Raw genomic sequence first — 18,035 nt, 5'->3', positions numbered from 1 at the left:
GAAACCATGAACGCCTTCTCCCAACCCGAAATCCAGAAGCTCGTCTCCGCCGAGGAGTGGCAGCTTCGCGTCGACCTCGCCGCCTGCTACCGCCTGGTGGCGCTCTACGGCTGGAGCGACCTCGTGTTCACGCACATCAGCGCGCGCATTCCCGGCCCCGAGCACCACTTCCTGATCAACCCCTACGGCCTGATGTTCGACGAGATCACCGCGTCGAGCCTGGTCAAGGTCGACCAGCAGTGCAACAAGATCATCGACTCGCCCTACCCCGTTAACCCGGCGGGCTTCGTCATTCACAGCGCAGTGCACGCCGCGCGCGAAGACATCCAGTGCGTGCTGCACACCCACACCAAGGCCGGCATCGCCGTCAGCGCGCAGAAAAACGGCGTGCTGCCCATCAGCCAGCAATCGACCTTCGTGCTGGCCTCGCTGGCCTATCACGACTACGAAGGCGTAGCCTTCCGCGACGACGAAAAGCCGCGCCTGCAGGCCGACATGGGCAGCGCCAACTTCCTCATGCTGCGCAACCACGGCCTGCTGACCTGCGGCAAGACCATTGCCGACGCCTTTCTTTCGATGTACACCTTCGAGAACACCTGCCAGATCCAGATTGCGGCGCAATCGGGCGGCAGCGAACTCACGCAAGTCAACCCGAAGATCGTCGAGGGCGTAGGCCAGGCGATGAAGGTGCAGACAGGCGGACTGGGCGGCCAGTTCGTCTGGCCTTCGCTGATCCGCAAGCTCGACCGCATCGACGACAGCTACAAACAATAAGACAGCGTCGACCCCGGTTTCCACGGCTGCCAGCGCCTGCACGACAGGTGTTGGCAGCTATTTTTTTACGCATCAAAACTACAAGAACCACCGAGGAGACAAATCCATGGACGCCACCGTCATCGTCACCCGCTTCCTGTTCGGCGCGCTCGCGCTCGTGATGTTCGGGCTCGGGCTTTCGCTTTCGCTCGCCGACTTCAGGCGCCTCTTCAAGCACCCGAAGGCCGTGACCATCGCGCTCGTGCTGCAGGTCATCGGCCTGCCGTTGGCTTGCTACGCGATCATCGTGGGCTTCGGGCTGTCGCCCGTGTTCGCGGTCGGGCTGATGCTGCTCGCGGCCTCGCCCGGCGGCATCTCGGCCAACCTGTTCTCGCACCTGTTCGGCGGCAACGTGGCAATGAACATCTCGCTCACGGCCGTGAACACGCTGCTGTCCATCGTCACGCTGCCGCTCATCGCGAACTGGGCCATCGGCCATTTCGCGCAGGGCGGCCAGGTGGTGCCGCTGCAGACACGCAAGCTGGTGGAGGTGATCACCATCGTGCTGGTGCCGGTGGCCATCGGCATATTCGTGGCCTCGCGCAGCCCCGGCTTCGCGGCGCGCATGGAAAAGCCGACCAAGATCTTCAGCGGCGTGGTGCTCGCGGTGGTGACGGTGCTCGCCATCGCCAACGAGTGGAAGACCATGGCCGCCACCTTCGCCGAGATCGGCGTGCCGGTGCTGCTGTTCAACCTCGTGAGCCTGCTCGCGGGCTACTACCTGAGCCGCGCCGCGGGCCTCGACAAGCCGCTGGCCACCGCCATCAGCTACGAGATCGGCATCCACAACTCCACGCTCGCGATCTTCATCGCGGTGAGCGTGCTCGGCAGCTTCCAGCTCGCGCTGCCGGCGGCCATCTACTCGGTGGTGATGTACATCACCGCGCCGCTGTTCGGCTGGCTGCTGTTGCGCCGGCCCGCACCGGCCGCCGTGCCTGCGCGATGATCGGGCGATGGAACTCCGGCAACTGCGCTACTTCGTCAAGGTCTGCGAGCTTCGCAGCATGGGCCGCGCGGCGGTCGAGCTGGGCGTCGTTACCTCGGCGCTGAGCCAGCAGATCAGCCGGCTCGAAAGCGAGCTTTCCACCCGGCTGCTGCAGCGCAGCTCGACCGGCGTTGCGCCCACCGATGCGGGCGTGGCCTTTCTCCACCAGGCCCAGCTCACGCTGCGCCATGCCGACGACGCGGTGCGCGCCGCGCAACAGGCGCGGCTCTCGGGCCACGTGAGCGTGGGCCTGGCGCCCACCACCGCCACGGTGCTCGGCGTGCCGCTGATGCGCGCCATGCGCGAGCGCTACCCCGAAGTGCGGCTGCACATGGTCGAAGCGCTGTCCGGCCACCTCACGACCATGCTGCAGGCGCGGCAGCTCGACCTGGCCGTTCTGTTCCAGACCGACACGCCGCGCCGCTGGAGCGTGACCCCGCTGCTGGCCGAGAAGCTCTTCGTCATTGCATCCCCCACGCTGCCGCAGCGCCCCACCGGCGCCCGCGTGCGCCTGTCGCAGCTGGCCGAACTGCCGCTGATACTGCCCAGCGGCAGCCACGGCCTGCGCGCCACGCTGATGGCGGCCTTCGCCCGGGCACGCATTGCACCGCGCATCGTGGCCGAGGTCGACGGCCTCGCGCTGCTGATGGATGCGGTGCGCGCGGGACACGGCGCCACCATCCAGCCCGGCGCCGCCACTGCGCGGCACGACCGCGATGACCTGCAGCTCACGCAGATCGCCGACGCACACGTGGGCCGCCGCAACCTGCTCGTGAGCCTGTCGGACGACGAGCTCTCTCCCGCCGCGCTGGCCACCCGCGTGGTGATGGCCGACACGGCGCGCGCCCTGGTGCGCGATGGCAGTTGGACAGGAGCAAGTCTTCTCGAAAACTGAACACCCGTTGCCCGGATCGGCCTTTCGCCTGAAGGCCGGCGTGCCTAGAGTCTCCCGTATTCCAAGGAGACCCACGAGTGATAGATGTTCTGGTTGTCGGTGGCGGCAATGCCGCGCTGTGCGCCGCCCTGATGGCACGCGAGGCCGGCGCCTCGGTGCTGCTGCTCGAAGCCTCGCCCAAGGCATGGCGCGGCGGCAACTCGCAGCACACGCGCAACCTGCGCTGCATGCACGACGCCCCGCAGGACGTGCTGATCGAGGCCTACCCTGAAGAGGAATACTGGCAAGACCTGCTGAAGGTGACCGGCGGCCTCACCGACGAACACCTGGCGCGGCTGGTGATCCGTGCCTCGTCAAATTGCCGCGACTGGATGCGCAGCCACGGCGTGCACTTTCAGCCGCCGCTGTCAGGCGCACTGCATGTAGCGCGCACCAACGCCTTCTTCATGGGTGGCGGCAAGGCGCTGGTGAACGCCTATTTCCGCAGCGCCGAACGGCTGGGCGTGCAGATCCGCTACGACACGCCCGTGGCATCGGTCGAGCTCGACGGCGACCGCTTCGTGGCCGCGCGCACCGAGGCCGGCGAGCGCATCGAAGCGAAAAGCTGCGTGCTGGCCGCAGGCGGCTTCGAGTCGAACCGCGAATGGCTGCGCGAGGCCTGGGGCCAGAACGAGCGCGGCGAATGGCCGGCCGACAACTTCCTGATCCGCGGCACGCGCTTCAACCAGGGCGTGCTGCTGAAGCACATGATCGCGGCGGGCGCCGACAGCATCGGCGATCCGTCGCAGGGCCACATGGTGGCCATCGACGCACGCGCGCCGCTGTACGACGGCGGCATCTGCACACGCATCGACTGCGTGTCGCTCGGCGTGGTCGTCAACCGCGAGGCGAAGCGCTTCTACGACGAGGGCGAAGATTTCTGGCCCAAGCGATACGCGATCTGGGGCCGGCTCGTGGCGCAGCAGCCGGGGCAGATTGCCTGGTCGGTCATCGACCAGAAAGCGGTCGGGCGCTTCATGCCGCCGGTGTTCCCCGGCACGCAGGCGAACACGCTCGGCGAACTGGCACGCAAGATCGGCCTCGACGAAGCCACCTTCGTGCGCACGGTGGAGGACTACAACGCCGCCTGTCATGTGGGCCGCTTCGACCACACCGCGCTCGACGACTGCCACACCGAAGGCCTCGCGCCAGCCAAGACGCACTGGGCGCGCCCCATCGACACAGCGCCCTTCTACGCCTACCCCGTGCGCCCCGGCATCACCTTCACCTACCTCGGCCTGAAGGTGGACGAAACGGCAGCCGTGCGCTTCAGCGGCCGGGCCAGCCCCAACCTGTTCGTGGCCGGCGAAATGATGGCCGGCAACGTGCTCGGCAAAGGCTACACGGCGGGCGTCGGCATGAGCATCGGCACGGCCTTCGGGCGCATTGCCGGCACGCAGGCCGCGAACGCGGCAAAGAACCTTTCGAAGAAATCCCCGGAGACCGCCCTTGCAGCAGCTCACTGATCTCGTCGCACGCGCCCGTGCGGATGCCAACGGCATCGGTGGCGGTGCCACGTCGCGCGTGATCCCGATACAGCCCGCCCTTCCGTTGACAGCGAGCGAAGGCGAAGTCGCCCGCATCCTGCAGATCTGCAACGCCTGCCGCTACTGCGAAGGCTTCTGCGCCGTGTTCCCGGCCATGACGCGCCGGCTCGAATTCGGCAAGGCCGACACGCACTACCTCGCCAACCTGTGCCACAACTGCGGCGCCTGCCTGCACGCCTGCCAGTACGCGCCGCCGCACGAGTTCGCGGTGAACGTGCCGCAGGCGATGGCGCAGGTGCGCATGCAGACGTATCACGACTACGCCTGGCCGCCTGCAATGGGTGCGCTCTACCAGCGCGCGGGCCTCACGGTTGCGCTCGCTCTGGCCGGCGGGCTCGCGCTCTTCCTGGTGCTGGCAGTGGCGATGTCGGGCTCGCTGCTGCACGAGCCGCTCGCGGGCAATTTCTACGCGATCTTTCCGCACAACTTTCTCGCGCTGGTGTTCGGCGCGGTGTTTCTCTTCGTGATGTTCGCGCTGGCCATGGGCGTGCGGCGCTTCTGGCGCGAGGTATCGCCGTCGCGCGACAACGTGCCTGCCGAAGTGACCGGCGTACGCGGCGCGGCCAGCGCCGAGGCCGCGCAAGACGCACTGCGCCTGAAGTACCTGGGCGGCGGCCACGGCGAAGGCTGCAACAACGAAGACGACCGCTTCACCCTGTGGCGCCGGCGCTTCCACCACTTCACCTTCTACGGCTTCATGCTGTGCTTCGCGTCGACCTGCGTGGCCACGCTATACCACTACCTGTTCAGCCTGCATGCGCCCTATGCGCTCACCAGCCTGCCCGTGCTGCTGGGCACCGCGGGCGGCATCGGCCTGGTGGTGGGCCCGGTCGGCCTGCTGTGGCTGAACCTGCGGCGCGACCCGGCGCACGGCGACGCGGCGCAGCGCCCCATGGACCGCGGTTTCATCGCGCTGCTGCTGCTCACCAGCATCACCGGCCTTGCGCTGCTGGCGTGGCGCGACACGCCCTTCATGGCATTGCTGCTGGCGGTGCACCTGGGCGTGGTGATGGCGCTCTTTCTCACCCTGCCCTACGGCAAGTTCGCGCACGGCATCTTCCGCTCGGCCGCCTTGCTGAAGTTCGCCATCGAGAAGCGCCTGCCCAACCGCCTGCAGCTTGGCGCCGACTGAATGAACCCCATGCATCCGAAGGAAACCCCATGACCCAACCCGGCGTACTCCAGATTCCCTCCATGAAGGGCCGATGCTCCGATGCCGAATGGCAGGCCCGCATCGACCTCGCGGCCTGCTACCGGCTGGTGGACCTCTACGGCATGTCCGACATGATGGCCAACCACATCTCCTCGCACGTGCCGGGCGAGAAAGGCGCCTTCCTCATCAACCCCTACGGAATGATGTACGAGGAGATCACCGCCTCCAGCCTCATCAAGGTCGACCAGGACGGCAACATCCTCTCGAAGCCCGACTTCGGCGAGCTGGACTACGGCATCAACAAGGCCGGCTACGTGATCCACAGCGCCGTGCACGCGGCACGGCCCGACGTGGCCTGCGTGATCCACACGCACAGCTGGGCGTCGATGGCGGTGTCGTCGCTCGAATGCGGCCTGCTGCCGCTCACGCAAACCGCCATGCGATTCCTGAAGATCGGCTACCACGACTACCAGGGCGTGGTGCTGAACACCGAGGAGCAGGCCTCGCTGCTGGCCGACCTGGGCGACCGCGAGGCCGTGATCTTCCGCAACCACGGCGCACTCGTGGTGGGCCGCAGCGTGGGCGAAGCCTTCAACTGGATGCACCGGCTCGAGCTGGCCTGCCGCGCGCAGATCGGTGCGATGTCTTGCAACACGCTGCTGCGGGCCGTGCCGCAGCAGGTGCTGGAGGAAACCTGGAACAACTACCAGCCCGGCACGCGCCGGCCCTACGGCCTCATGGAATGGCCTGCGCTGCTGCGCAAGCTCGACCGGATGGACCCGGGCTTTCGCGACTGAACACCAGACCGACTACCCACGAGAACACAACAATGACACGAGACAAGCCTTCTTCCCGCTTCTTGCAAAAGCTCTTCTGCGCCACGGCACTGCTGGCCGCCGGCCTCAACGCCACTGCACAGACGGCCTACCCGAGCAAGCCCGTGCGCGTGGTCGTCGCCTTCACAGCCGGCGGCACCACCGACATCCTCGCGCGCGCCGTCACGCAGCACATGTCGGAAAAACTCAAGCAGTCCTTCATCATCGACAACAAGCCCGGTGGCGGCGGCAACATCGGCACCGAATTCGTGGTGCGTGCCCCGGCCGACGGCTACACGCTGATCGTCAATTCGGTCGGCCCGATGGCCGTCAATCAGACGCTCTACAAGAACCTGCCCTACGACCCGCTCACCGACCTTGTGCCGGTGGTGCAGATCGCCGACGTGCCCAACGTGCTGGTGGTCAATCCCGAAGTGCCCGCGAAGACGCTGGAGGAATTCATCGCCTATGCCAAGGCCAACCCCAACAAGCTGAACTACGGCTCCACCGGCGTCGGCACCTCGTCGCACCTGTCGAGCTACATGCTCAGCAAGCGCATCGGGGCCGAGACGCTGCACGTGCCCTACAAGGGCGCGAACGCGCTCAACGACCTGCTCGCGGGCCGCGTGCAATTCATGTTCGCGACCATTCCCTCGGTCATCGCGCACATCAAGGCGGGCAAGCTCAGGGCCATTGCGGTGAGCAGCCAGAAACGCTCGCGCTCGCTGCCCGACGTACCGACCGTGGCCGAGAAGGGCTTCCCCGATTTCTCCGCCGGCTCGTGGTTCGGCTTCTTCGCGCCCAAGGGCACGCCAGCCCCGGTGATCGCGCTGCTCAACAAGTCGGTGAACGAGGCGCTGCCCTCGCTCGAGGCGCAGATGATCCGCGAGGGCGCCGACCCGGTGGGCGGCACGCCCGAGCAGTTCGGCAAGTTCACGCGCCAGGAGTACGAGAAGTGGAAGGCGATCGTGCGCGAATCGGGTGCGACGGCCGAATGAGCTCGCCGCTGCGCATCCTGATGACGCCGCAAGCAGCGGCGCAGACGACGCTCGGCCTGCCCGCAGCGCTCGGCGAACGTACCCACGTGCTGGTGAACCCGGGCGACGACGCCGACGTGGCTTTTGTCTCGCGCGACGTCACCGGCCTGTCGACCAAGCACGAGGTGCTGCCGCACACGCAGGCCTTTCACGACGCAATGCGCCACGCGCCCTCGCTGCGCTGGGTGCACGCGCATTCCGCGGGCGCCGACCGGCCGGTGTACGGCGAGCTGCGGGCGCGCGGCGTGGAGGTCACGACCTCGTCGGGCGCCAACGCCGGCGTGGTCGTGCAGACCGCGCTGGCAGGCGTGCTGATGCTGGCACGGCAATTTCCACAGCTGCTGGCCGCGCAACGCGCACGCACTTGGTCGCCGCTCATGGGCAGTGGCCTGCCGCGTGATCTTGCGGGGCAGACGGCAGTGGTCGTCGGCTGGGGGCCGATCGGGCAAGGCCTCGGTGCGCTGCTCGCGGCACTCGGGCTTCGTGTCGTGTCCGTGCGCGGGAGCGAGGCCCCGGCCGCCGCGCCAGCCCACCAGAGTGTGAGCTACGAGCAGCTGTACACAGTGCTGCCGAAGGCGGACTGGCTGCTGCTGGCCTGCCCGCTGAGCGATCGCACGCGCGGCCTCATCGATTCGGCGGTGCTGGCGCGCATGCCCGCCGGTGCGCGGCTCGTGAACGTCTCTCGCGGCGAAGTGATCGACGAGCCGGCGCTCATCGATGCATTGCGCAGCGGCGCGCTGGCCGGTGCGTATCTCGACGTGTTCGCGCACGAGCCCCTGCCGGCCGACTCGCCGCTGTGGAGCCTGCCGAACGTGATCGTCACGCCCCACAGCGCCGGCCATTCGGACGGCAACGAAGCGCGCGTGGCCGCGATCTTTCTCGACAACCTGCGGCGCTGGGTAAGCAACCAGCCGCTGCTGAACCGCGTGGCGTGAATCGCGCGTCTTTTTCGATAACAACAACCCCACGGCATCCGAGACCATGAAGAAATCCTCCCTCCCACGCCCCTCGACTTTTCTGCGCACCTGCATGGCCGCCCTGCTGCTGGCCACCGCCGCGGCGTCTTCCAGCGCGGCCGATTGGCCCGCCAAGCCCATCACCCTCGTCGTGCCCTTCGTGGCGGGCGGCACCACCGACATCGTCGCGCGCACCGTGGGCCAGAAGCTGTCGGAAGCGCTCAAGCAGCCGGTCATCATCGACAACCGCGGTGGCGCGGGCGGCACCGTGGGCGCGGCCATCGCGTCGAAGGCGCCGGCCGATGGCTACACGCTGTTCATGGCCACCATCGCGCATTCGATCGCGCCGGGCCTCTACAAGCGCCTGCCCTACGACTTCCAGCGCGACTTCGATCCGGTGGCGCTGGTGGCGTCCACGCCCAACGTGCTGATCGTGAACGAGAAGGTGCCCGTGAAATCGGTGGCCGAACTCGTCGCCTACATCAAGGCCAACCCGGGCAAGGTCAACTACGGCTCGGCGGGCAACGGCAGCACGGAGCACATCTCGGGCGAGCTGTTTCGTTCGATGACGAAGACCGACATCGTGCACGTGCCCTACAAGGGCGGCGCGCCGATGATGGCCGACCTGATGGGCGGGCAGATCCAGATGGCCATCGAGACCAGCCCCTCGGCCGCACCGCACATCCGCGCCGGCAAGGTGCAGGCGCTGGCCGTGACCACGAAGACGCGCTCGCCCGCCTACCCCGGCGTACCCACGCTCGACGAGGCCGGCCTCAAGGGCTACGACATGACCACCTGGTTCGCGCTCATGGCGCCGCACGGCACGCCGCCCGAACTGGTGCAGCGCCTGAACGCCGAGGTGTCGCGCGTGCTGCAGCAGCCTGACGTGGTGAAACGCTTCGAGGAACAGGGCGTGACGGCCGGCAACATGAAGCCGGCCGAGCTCGCAACCTTCATCGGCAGCGAGACGACGAAATGGGTGAAGGTGGCGAAGGATTCGGGCGCCACCGCAGAGTAAGCACGGCCCTGGCTATCGGAGAAGGCCTACGGCCAGCGCGGAAACCCGCCGAGAGGGCATGGCGGCGTTATCTGGAGAATAGGAGGCCATGCGCATCAGAACCCCGGCTTCCTTTCTCGCTCCCGCCTCCGCCCTTCTCTCCCTCGCGCTCCTGCTTCCCCCTGCATCCGCTGCCCCTGCCGCGGCAGATGCAGCGCTGACGCCCGAAGCCCGCGTCGAGGCTCTCATCGCCCGCATGACGGTGCAGGAGAAGGCCGGCCAGCTCACCCTGTACGGCCCCGCCGACATCGACACCCCCAACAACCCCCAGGCCGGCTGGCGCAATGCACAGCAGGAGACTGCCGACGTGCGCGCCGGCCGGCTCACAGGCCTGTTCAACAACGCCGGCCTCGAAGGCAAGCGGCGGCTGCAGCAGATTGCGGTGAACGAGTCGCGCCTGGGCATTCCGCTGCTCTTCGGCGCGGACGTGATCCACGGCTTTCGTACCATGTTCCCGATGCCGCTGGCCGAGGCCTCCAGCTGGGAGCCGGACCTGGCCGAGCGCACCGCGCGCGCCGCGGCGGTCGAGGCCACGGCCGACGGCTTCCGCTGGACCTTCGCGCCCATGGTCGACATCGCGCGCGACGCACGCTGGGGCCGCGGCCTCGAAGGCGCGGGCGAAGACGTGTACCTCTCGCGGCAGTTCGCCGCCGCGCGCGTGCGCGGCTTCCAGGGGTCGGACCTTTCGCGGCCCGACGCGATGTTGGCCACGCCCAAGCACTTCGCGGCCTACGGCGCGGGCGAAGGCGGGCTCGACTACAACGTGAGCGACATCTCGCAGCAGACGCTGCGCGAGGTGTACCTGCCGCCGTTCCGCGCGGCGCTGGATGCCGGCGCGCTCTCGGTGATGAGCGCCTTCAACGAAATCGGCGGCGTGCCCTCCACCGCCAACCACTCGCTGCTCACAGGCGTGCTGCGCGACGAATGGAAGTTTCAGGGCTTCGTGGTCTCCGACTACACGGCCGACGAAGAACTGGTGGAGCACGGCTACGCCGCCAACCCACGCGAGGCCGCCAAGCAGGCCTTCATGGCCGGCACCGACGTGAGCATGCAGAGCGGCCTGTACATGCGCTACCTGCCCGACCTCGTGGCCTCGGGCGAGGTGCCCATGGAGCGGCTCGACGAGGCCGTGCGCCGCGTGCTGCGCGTCAAGCAGAAGCTGGGCCTGTTCGACGACCCGATGCACGGCCTCGACGGCCCACCCGCCTCGCAGCGCCCCGAGAACCCCGAATTCATCTCACTGGCCCGCGAGAGCGCGCGCCGCTCCATCGTGATGCTGAAGAACGAGCGCATGCTGCTGCCGCTGCCCAAGGCCGGCACGAAGATCGCGCTGATCGGGCCCTTCGCCGAGGGCACCGTCGACCTGATGGGCGCGTGGAGCCTGTTCCCCGGACAGTCGGCACCGGTGGGCATCGACCAGGGCCTGCGCGGGGCGCTGGGGCCCAACTCGTCGGTGAACGTGGTGCGCGGCTCGGGCATCGAGTCGACGCTGCCCGGCGGCATCGACGCCGCGGTGGCGGCCGCGCGCGATGCCGACGTGGTGGTGCTCGCCATCGGCGAGAGCGAGAAGATGTCGGGCGAGGCGCGCTCGCGCAGCGACATCGGGTTGCCGCAGGCGCAGCAAGACCTGGCCGAGGCCGTGGCCGCCACTGGCAAGCCCGTGATCGTGCTGTTGAGCAACGGCCGAGCGATGGCGCTCAAGGGCGCGGTGCGCAATGCGCGCGCCATCCTCGTCACGTGGTTCCTCGGCGTGCAGACCGGCAACGCGATCGCCGACGTCGTGTTCGGCGACTTCAACCCCTCGGGCCGCCTGCCCGTGAGCTTTCCGCAAACGGCCGGCCAGGTGCCCTACTACTACGCCCACAAGCGCACCGGCAGGCCGTCGCCCGAGAACGCGCCAGGCACGTCATTCAAGACGCGCTACCTGGACGCAACGAACGAAGCGCTCTACCCCTTCGGCTTCGGCATCGGCTATTCACCGGTGCGCTACGACAACGTCGAACTGAGTACAGAGCGGCTGCCAATGTCGGAAACGCTGCGCGTGCGCGCCACCGTTACCAACACCGGCCAGCGCGATGCAGAGGAAGTGGTGCAGCTCTACATCGGCCAGCGCGCGGCAAGCGTGACGCGACCGGTGCGCGAGCTGAAGAGCTTTCGCAAGATCAGCATCGCGCCGGGAGCTTCAGCGGTCGTCGAGTTCACGCTCACGGCCGACGACCTCGCCTTCATCGGCCGCGACATGAAGCCGACCGTCGAACCCGGCGAGTTCGACCTGTGGGTGGCGCCTTCGGCCGCGAGCGGCATCCGCAGGCGCTTCGTGCTCACGCGCGATTGACGCCGGGCGCGCGAGGCGCCGCTGCAGCTCAGTAGGTGGTCGCGCCAGTTGTGTTGGTGGCGTGTGTCATCGACGCATCCGGCTGGTTCGCAGAAGCCACCGGCGGCTGCACCTGCGATTCCAGAACTTCCGTCGGATGGATGCCGGTGTTCGCGCGAATCGCCTCGGCCTGCACCTGCGCACGGTCGGCTCCCGACACAGGCGCCTGCACCTGCGATTCCAGAACCTCTGTTGCGTGAATGCCGTTGTTGGCACGCATGGCGTCCTCGGCCACCGCATCGCGCGACTGTGTCGAATGCGAGATCTGCGGGTAGTCGGGATCGGCCAGCCCGCCTGCGTGCGCGAGCGATGTCAGCACCAGTGCCGGCACAGCGGCGATGCAGAGGGTTGCGATACGAAATCTCATGGTTGTCTCCTTGAGTGATGACGATGAATTCACTCTAGGACGCGGTACTTACCAGGCCATGAGAGGCCGCTTACGCAGCAGTGAGAGTTTGCTTAGATGAGCGTGAGAAGGCACGCAACCGGCAAGGGCGCATACTGGCCCACCTTTGCTGCACCGGGGCCTCGCACGCGAGACCCTGCTCCCTTCGATGCCGGGCTATCTACTCAAGCTGGAGCGCATCGCCATCGCGGGTGCCGACGACCTCGTCATTCAATCGTTGCTCGATCGGCAGCAGTTCTCAGACCCTTTGGGCACGGCTGCCGCGCAGGGAATCTCTTCCGCCTCGTGGCCAATGTTCGGGCTGCTGTGGCCCTCGGGCGCGCAACTGGCCGCGCGCATGGCATTGCACCCCGTGGTGCTGGGCGCGCGCGTGCTCGAAATTGGCTGCGGCCTCGCGCTAGCAAGCCTGGTCGGCCATCGGCGCGGCAACGACATGACAGCGAGCGACTGCCACCCGCTCGCTGGCGGCTTCCTGCTGGAGAACCTTCGGCTGAACGCCTTGCCGCCCATGAAATACAGGCGCGGCCACTGGGGCATGCAGGAGACCGGCGCCGACGGCGACGTGCACGGCCTGTTCGACCTCGTGATCGGCAGCGACCTGCTGTACGAACGCGATGCGGAAGGCCTGCTCGCCGCCTTCATCGCCCGCCACACCAGCCCCGCTGCCGAGGTGTGGATCGTCGACCCGGACAGGGGCAACCGGTCGGCATTCAACAGGCAGATGGCGGACGAAGGCTTCGGCATGTGCGAGGAGCGGCTGGACCAGATCGCAACCGTGAGCCGGGCGGCATACAGGGGGCGGTTGCTGACGTATCGGCGTGCGGCTGCTTGAGGCTCTATATTCGGCCGCTTCTGAATCGGAAGGCTGCCTTGTGGAAACAACGAACGCCAGAGCATGACGATCACGCCGAACCACGCCCTGCCCATCGACCACTTCCTCGACCTCGTGTCCGACACGCTGGTCAACAGCTACTGCTTTCGATCGACGGGCCGAGTGACCGCGACGATCGGCAAGAAGAACGGCCCTCTGGCCGGGCCGCTGTTCAACTACCGAGTGGTGTCCGACGACGGCATCGAGATCATCCATTCGGACGGGCGCATCGAACGCTGGACCGGCATCCGCATCGAAGGCGGCCTGCTGCACGTCGAGCGCGACGGCCAACTCCAAACCTTCACGATCAGAAAACCCGCACCATGAAAGTCAAACGACTGGTCGCCAACTTCGCAACGCCCGAGCCCGCGCGTGCGGCTGTCTTCTACAAGGACATCCTCGGCCTCGATCTGCTCATGGACCACGGCTGGATCCAGACCTACGGCTCGCAGGCCGGGATGGCGTTGCAGGTCAGCTTCGCGTCGGAAGGCGGCTCGGGTACGCCTGTGCCCGATCTGTCCATCGAGGTCGACGACGTCGACACGGCCTTCGAACGCATGAAGGCCGCGGGCTTCGCCATCGAATACGGCCCGACGGACGAACCCTGGGGCGTGCGCCGCTTCTACGTGCGCGATCCGTTCGGCAAGCTGGTCAACATCCTCGCGCACGCCTGACGGCCACGCGCTCGTGCTGAGCCTCAATCGAGCCCGTGAAACACGCTGTCGTCCGGCCCGATGTGCGAGGGCGGCGTCCAGGCAGCATCGCGCATCGATCGGCTGACGAGTTTTTCAACGCCCAGCAGCGTGGCGAAGATCGCCATGCGCACCGGGATGCCGTTGTCGGTCTGGCGGAAGATGGCCAGGCGCGGGTCGTTGTTCAGGTCGACGCTCAGGTCGTGCGAGCCGGGGCGGCCATCGCGCGGCAGCGGGTGCATCACCACCACCTCGGGCTTGCAGGCTGATTCGATGAGCGCGCGGTTGATCTCGAATGCGTTGTCGAAGCCTTCCAGCACTTCGTCGTTCGCGAAGCGCTCTTTCTGGATGCGCGTGGCGTAGATGATGTCCGCGCCGGCCAGCGCCTGCGCGGGCGTGGCGGCGGTCTCGACGACGTGGCCGTTGCGGCTGACGGCCTCCACGATTTCCGCGGGCATTGCGAGCGACGGCGGCGAGATCAGCGTGAACTTCAGGCCCCGGTACAACGCAAGCAGCTTGATGAGCGAATGCACGGTGCGCCCGTACTTCAGGTCGCCGACCATCGCGATGTGCGCGCCGTCTACCAGCTTGCCCAGGCGCGAGAACTCGCGCTGGATGGTGTACAGGTCGAGCAGCGCCTGGCTGGGGTGCTCGCCCGGGCCATCGCCGCCGTTGATGACCGGCACGTTGGTGGCGCGCGCGAATTCAGCGACCGAGCCCTGCTCCGGATGCCGCACCACGATCGCATCGGCATAGCCGCTGATGACGCGGCTGGTGTCGTAGATCGATTCGCCCTTGGCCATCGACGAGAAGGTGAAGCCCGTGGTGTCGCACACCGAGCCGCCGAGCCGGCAGAACGCCGCGCCGAAGCTCACGCGGGTGCGCGTGCTGGCCTCGAAGAACAGATTGGCCAGCACGGCCCCTTCGAGCACGCGGCTGACCTTGCGGCGACGCGCGATGGGCTGCATCACGTCAGCCAGCTGGAACAGTTCGTCGATGGCGTCGCGGTTGAACTGGCTGACCGACAGCAGGTGGTGCGAGCCTTCAGTGGCCAGCGCCTGTCGCAGAGCGCCTTCATGTGCGCTTTGCGTATATTCACTGCGCCGCCCGTCTGAAGCCAGGATTTCACTCACGAAGCGCCGCGCGACTTCGGGCATGGCCCTGAATTCATTGGATTCGTCGGGCAGGAGCCAGGCATCAAGCGCCCTTCTGCGGCTGCCGATGCGTTCTGCGAAAGCATCACGCGTCATGTTGAGTTGACGCATCGCGTCGCGAAGGAGCACCTGTTGCGGCATGTTCATGGGCCGCAAATATATACTCAATGCGTATATTTCGGCAACAACCACAAAGCGATCGGCCATGAAAAAACGGGCCCAAGGGCCCGTTCTTTCTTTTTTCGACACCCGGAGGTGTCGTGGTCGGTGCTTACAGGCCAGCTTGGCGCGTGAACGACACGCTGGGCTTCTTGTACGCAGCCGGCACTTCGTCGCGGTAGAACGCGCGGCGGTCGAGGCTGGCGAACGGGTCGTGTGCCTTGGCAACGGCTTCGGCTTGCACGGTCGCGCGGTTGGCGGTCGACGTGAAGGCTTGCGCGCCAGCGCCCGAGGCATCGCTGTATTCGTTGCCAGCACGAGCGGCGGCAACGGCTTGCGGTGCGACTTCAGCGCGGGTCACAGAAGAGTTCACGACGTGCACGCCGTCGTAGGTTTCTGCGTGGGCTCCGGCAGCAGCCAGGAGCGAGAGGGCAGCAGCGGCGAGGATCTTCGAGGCATTCATTTCAATCTCCTTCAGGTGATGGGTTGGTGAGGAGAAGTTTGATCCTGAAGAGCCCTGAAAAACGCCGTCGAAATGAACCACGGCGTTCACAGGATTGAAACAATCAGGGCCTTGAAAAGAAGCCGGTCAATAGGGGTTGCCCCATGAAACGGCAGCCTCAGTGGCTGATCATCCACGGCCGCCTCGAAGGCGCGGACTTGGCCCCGTTGGGCGCCGTCACCGTCGCACCCCGCTTGCCCGAACTGCAGCAGCCGCAGCCCGCCGGATGCTTGAAGCGCGCGTAGTCGCGCGAACTGCCGGGCTCGTGCCGTGCGCGCTCGTTGGTCTCCATGGCGCGGCGCGTACCCGAGGCCATCAGCGCGAGCCGCGGTGCGGCCGAAAGTACACGCGGCGAGGCGCATCCGCAATCGGGGCATGCGGCGGGCTCGTCGCGCAGGCCCGAAGGCCGCAGCGCCTCGAAGCCGCCACATTGCCCGCAGGCGTAGTCGTAAGTGGGCATGGCCAGGCTGTCTTTCAACGCAGGTCGTGCGACAGCGGCATGCTGATGCTGCCGTCGATCATCTTCACCGGGCCCGAGGCATTCGGGTTGATGTCGAAGTCGAAGATGCCCGTGGGCAGCCACAGCGTGGCGCACGAGTTGGGTACGTCGACCACGCCGCTGATGTGGCCCTGCACCGGCGCCGTGCCAAGAATCGAGTAGGCCTGCGCACCCGAGTAGCCGAACTTCTTCAGGTACTCGATGGCGTTCAGGCAGGCCTGGCGGTAGGCCACGTTCACGTCGAGGTAGTGCTGCTTGCCGCTCTCGTCGACGGAGATGCCTTCGAAGATCAGGTAGTCGTTGTACTGCGGCGTGATCGGGCTGGGCTTGAAGATCGGGTTCTTGATGCCGTACTTGGCCATGCCGCCCTTGATGAGCGTGACCTTCATGTGCACCCAGCCGGCCATTTCGATGGCGCCGCAGAAGGTGATTTCGCCGTCGCCCTGGCTGAAGTGCAGGTCGCCCACGCTGAGGCCTGCGCCGTCGACGTACACGGGGAAGAACACTTTGGAGCCGCGCGACAGATCCTTGATGTCGCAGTTGCCACCATGCTCGCGCGGCGGCACGGTGCGCGCACCCTCGGCGGCGGCCTTCGCCCTCGCCTCGCCGGTCATCTTGCCCATGTGGGCGGTGCCGGCGAAGGGTGGATTGGCAAGGCCGGGCACGCGATCGGGGTCGGTGGCAATGAGCGCCTTCTCGCGCTCGTTCCACATGTCGAGCATGGGCTTGTCGGGCAGGCAACCGATCAGGCCAGGGTGGATGAGGCCCGCGAAGTTCACGCCCGGAATGTGGCGCGAGCTGGTGAACATGCCCTTGAAGTCCCAGATCGATTTCTGCGCTTCGGGAAAGTGGTCGGTGAGAAAGCCGCCGCCGTTCTTCTTCGAGAAGAAGCCGTTGAAGCCCCAGAGGCTGTCCTGCTTGGCGCCGATGTCGAGCAGGTCGACCACCAGCAGGTCGCCAGGCTCGGCGCCCTTCACACCCACGGGGCCCGAGAGGTAGTGCACGGTGCTCAGGTCGATGTCGCGTACGTCGTCGGCGCTGTCGTTGTTCTTGATGAAGCCGCCGGTCCAGTCGAAGGTCTCGAGGATGAAGTCGTCGCCCGGGTTGACCCAGCAGGCCATCGGAATGTCCGGGTGCCAGCGGTTGTGAATCAACTCGTTCTCGGTGGGCGACTTGGTCAGATCGACCTTGATCAGCGTGTCCGTCATTTGCAGTGGCTCCTGGTTGGGTTGTGGTTGAACGGAAATCAAACGGAGAGGTAGGCCTTGATGTGGTCCACGTCGGTCTTGTCGCGCGCGGTCTCATGCACGAGGCGTCCGCCTTCGATGACGAAGAGCCGATCGGCCACGTCCATCGCAAAGCTGAGCACCTGCTCGGACACGACGATGGTGATGCCGCGCAGCTTGCGGATCTCGTTGAGCGCCTTGGCGATGTCCTTGATGATCGAAGGCTGGATACCTTCGGTGGGCTCGTCGAGCAGCAGCACCTTGGGGTCGGTGACGAGGGCACGTGCAATCGCAAGCTGCTGTTGTTGGCCGCCCGAGAGGTTGCCGCCCTTGCGGCTCTTCATGTCCCACAGCACGGGGAACAGCGCGTAGATTTCCTCGGGAATGCGGCGGGTCTTCGAGTTCTCGAGCCCGGTCTGGATGTTCTCTTCCACCGTCAGCGTCGGAAAGATCATCCGGCCCTGCGGCACGTAGGCAATGCCTTTTGCCACGCGGCGGAAGCTCTCGTCGCGCGACACGTCCTGGCCCGCCACTTCGATGCGCCCGCTCTTCAACGGCAGCACGCCCATGAGGCTCTTGAACAGCGTGGTCTTGCCCATGCCGTTGCGGCCCATGATGGCGATGGTTTCGTTGGCATGGCCCTTGAAGGAGATGCCGTGCAGGGCCTCGCTCTGGCCATAGGCTACGTGCAGGTCTTCTACCTTCAGCATGAGGTTGCTCATATCTTTGGACTCTCTCGGGTTGTGTTCGGGGTGCTTGCACAGGCCGTTGGTGCACGACTGATCAACGACTGCTCTGTCCAACGATCACGTCGATGGGGTGCCTTGCGCAGCGAAATAAAGGAGGAGCCCGAAG

Annotated in this window: 19 protein-coding genes; 13 read left to right on the top strand and 6 right to left on the bottom strand. The window is 66.7% G+C overall.

Going from position 1 to position 18,035, the window contains the following annotated elements; translation table 11 throughout:
* The first annotated feature begins 6 nt into the window (after positions 1-6).
* The 10 genes from BLV60_RS15265 to BLV60_RS15220 all read left to right on the top strand — a co-directional run bounded on the left by BLV60_RS15265 (position 7) and on the right by BLV60_RS15220 (position 11,632).
* Entirely contained in the window at positions 7-774 is a 768-nt protein-coding gene (locus BLV60_RS15265) for a class II aldolase/adducin family protein (RefSeq protein WP_093055891.1), read from the top strand.
* A gap of 106 nt (positions 775-880) precedes the next feature.
* Positions 881-1,759 carry a bile acid:sodium symporter family protein gene (locus BLV60_RS15260; protein ID WP_093055889.1) on the top strand — a complete coding sequence of 293 codons (879 nt, stop codon included), beginning with the start codon at positions 881-883 and terminating at the stop codon, positions 1,757-1,759.
* 7 nt (positions 1,760-1,766) lie between these two features.
* On the top strand, positions 1,767-2,693 hold the full coding sequence (locus tag BLV60_RS15255; RefSeq protein ID WP_093055887.1) for a LysR family transcriptional regulator: 927 nt from the start codon (positions 1,767-1,769) through the stop codon (positions 2,691-2,693).
* A 77-nt stretch (positions 2,694-2,770) separates the two neighbouring features.
* Positions 2,771-4,198 (top strand): FAD-dependent tricarballylate dehydrogenase TcuA, encoded by a 1,428-nt coding sequence (tcuA, locus tag BLV60_RS15250; protein WP_093055885.1) that lies wholly within the window; start codon positions 2,771-2,773, stop codon positions 4,196-4,198.
* Positions 4,182-5,411, top strand: coding sequence for a tricarballylate utilization 4Fe-4S protein TcuB (gene tcuB, locus BLV60_RS15245; RefSeq protein WP_093055883.1), 1,230 nt, complete (start codon positions 4,182-4,184; stop codon positions 5,409-5,411). Before tcuA ends, tcuB begins: the two co-directional genes overlap by 17 nt.
* Before the next feature lie 29 nt (positions 5,412-5,440).
* Positions 5,441-6,229 carry a class II aldolase/adducin family protein gene (locus BLV60_RS15240; protein ID WP_093055881.1) on the top strand — a complete coding sequence of 263 codons (789 nt, stop codon included), beginning with the start codon at positions 5,441-5,443 and terminating at the stop codon, positions 6,227-6,229.
* Positions 6,230-6,261: 32 nt separating this feature from the next.
* Positions 6,262-7,245 (top strand): Bug family tripartite tricarboxylate transporter substrate binding protein, encoded by a 984-nt coding sequence (locus BLV60_RS15235; RefSeq protein WP_093055879.1) that lies wholly within the window; start codon positions 6,262-6,264, stop codon positions 7,243-7,245.
* Entirely contained in the window at positions 7,242-8,219 is a 978-nt protein-coding gene (locus tag BLV60_RS15230) for a D-2-hydroxyacid dehydrogenase (RefSeq protein ID WP_093055877.1), read from the top strand. The genes BLV60_RS15235 and BLV60_RS15230 overlap by 4 nt, the downstream gene beginning before the upstream one ends.
* A gap of 46 nt (positions 8,220-8,265) precedes the next feature.
* Positions 8,266-9,258, top strand: coding sequence for a tripartite tricarboxylate transporter substrate binding protein (locus BLV60_RS15225; protein WP_093055875.1), 993 nt, complete (start codon positions 8,266-8,268; stop codon positions 9,256-9,258).
* Between the two features lie 88 nt (positions 9,259-9,346).
* On the top strand, positions 9,347-11,632 hold the full coding sequence (locus BLV60_RS15220) for a glycoside hydrolase family 3 N-terminal domain-containing protein (protein ID WP_093055873.1): 2,286 nt from the start codon (positions 9,347-9,349) through the stop codon (positions 11,630-11,632).
* Positions 11,633-11,660: 28 nt separating this feature from the next.
* Here BLV60_RS15220 and BLV60_RS15215 read toward each other — a convergent pair whose 3' ends face one another.
* A complete protein-coding gene (locus BLV60_RS15215) occupies positions 11,661-12,038 on the bottom strand; it encodes a hypothetical protein (protein ID WP_093055871.1) in 378 nt (125 codons plus the stop codon).
* A gap of 187 nt (positions 12,039-12,225) precedes the next feature.
* Between BLV60_RS15215 and BLV60_RS15210 the strand changes: the two genes are divergently transcribed.
* From BLV60_RS15210 to BLV60_RS15200, 3 genes are all read left to right on the top strand, one after another.
* Entirely contained in the window at positions 12,226-12,909 is a 684-nt protein-coding gene (locus BLV60_RS15210) for a class I SAM-dependent methyltransferase (protein WP_093055869.1), read from the top strand.
* Between the two features lie 63 nt (positions 12,910-12,972).
* A complete protein-coding gene (locus tag BLV60_RS15205; protein ID WP_093055867.1) occupies positions 12,973-13,275 on the top strand; it encodes a hypothetical protein in 303 nt (100 codons plus the stop codon).
* A complete protein-coding gene (locus BLV60_RS15200) occupies positions 13,272-13,622 on the top strand; it encodes a VOC family protein (RefSeq protein WP_093055865.1) in 351 nt (116 codons plus the stop codon). The genes BLV60_RS15205 and BLV60_RS15200 overlap by 4 nt, the downstream gene beginning before the upstream one ends.
* Before the next feature lie 23 nt (positions 13,623-13,645).
* Here BLV60_RS15200 and BLV60_RS15195 read toward each other — a convergent pair whose 3' ends face one another.
* From BLV60_RS15195 to urtE, 5 genes are all read right to left on the bottom strand, one after another.
* Entirely contained in the window at positions 13,646-14,941 is a 1,296-nt protein-coding gene (locus BLV60_RS15195) for an aspartate carbamoyltransferase (RefSeq protein ID WP_093055863.1), read from the bottom strand.
* 124 nt (positions 14,942-15,065) lie between these two features.
* On the bottom strand, positions 15,066-15,416 hold the full coding sequence (locus BLV60_RS15190) for an alpha/beta hydrolase (protein ID WP_093055861.1): 351 nt from the start codon (positions 15,414-15,416) through the stop codon (positions 15,066-15,068).
* A 157-nt stretch (positions 15,417-15,573) separates the two neighbouring features.
* Positions 15,574-15,915 carry a zinc ribbon domain-containing protein gene (locus BLV60_RS15185; RefSeq protein WP_093055998.1) on the bottom strand — a complete coding sequence of 114 codons (342 nt, stop codon included), beginning with the start codon at positions 15,913-15,915 and terminating at the stop codon, positions 15,574-15,576.
* 14 nt (positions 15,916-15,929) lie between these two features.
* Positions 15,930-17,162, bottom strand: coding sequence for a formamidase (fmdA, locus tag BLV60_RS15180; RefSeq protein ID WP_093055859.1), 1,233 nt, complete (start codon positions 17,160-17,162; stop codon positions 15,930-15,932).
* Between the two features lie 38 nt (positions 17,163-17,200).
* The gene (gene urtE / locus BLV60_RS15175) at positions 17,201-17,890 is read right to left on the bottom strand and encodes an urea ABC transporter ATP-binding subunit UrtE (RefSeq protein WP_093055996.1); all 690 of its coding nucleotides are present in this window, start codon (positions 17,888-17,890) and stop codon (positions 17,201-17,203) included.
* Positions 17,891-18,035 lie beyond the last annotated feature (145 nt).

This window comes from Variovorax sp. YR634, from assembly GCF_900106655.1.
Taxonomy (GTDB): domain Bacteria; phylum Pseudomonadota; class Gammaproteobacteria; order Burkholderiales; family Burkholderiaceae_C; genus Variovorax.
Note: the sequence above shows the minus strand (reverse complement) of the source record. Positions and strands in the feature narration are given on the sequence as shown.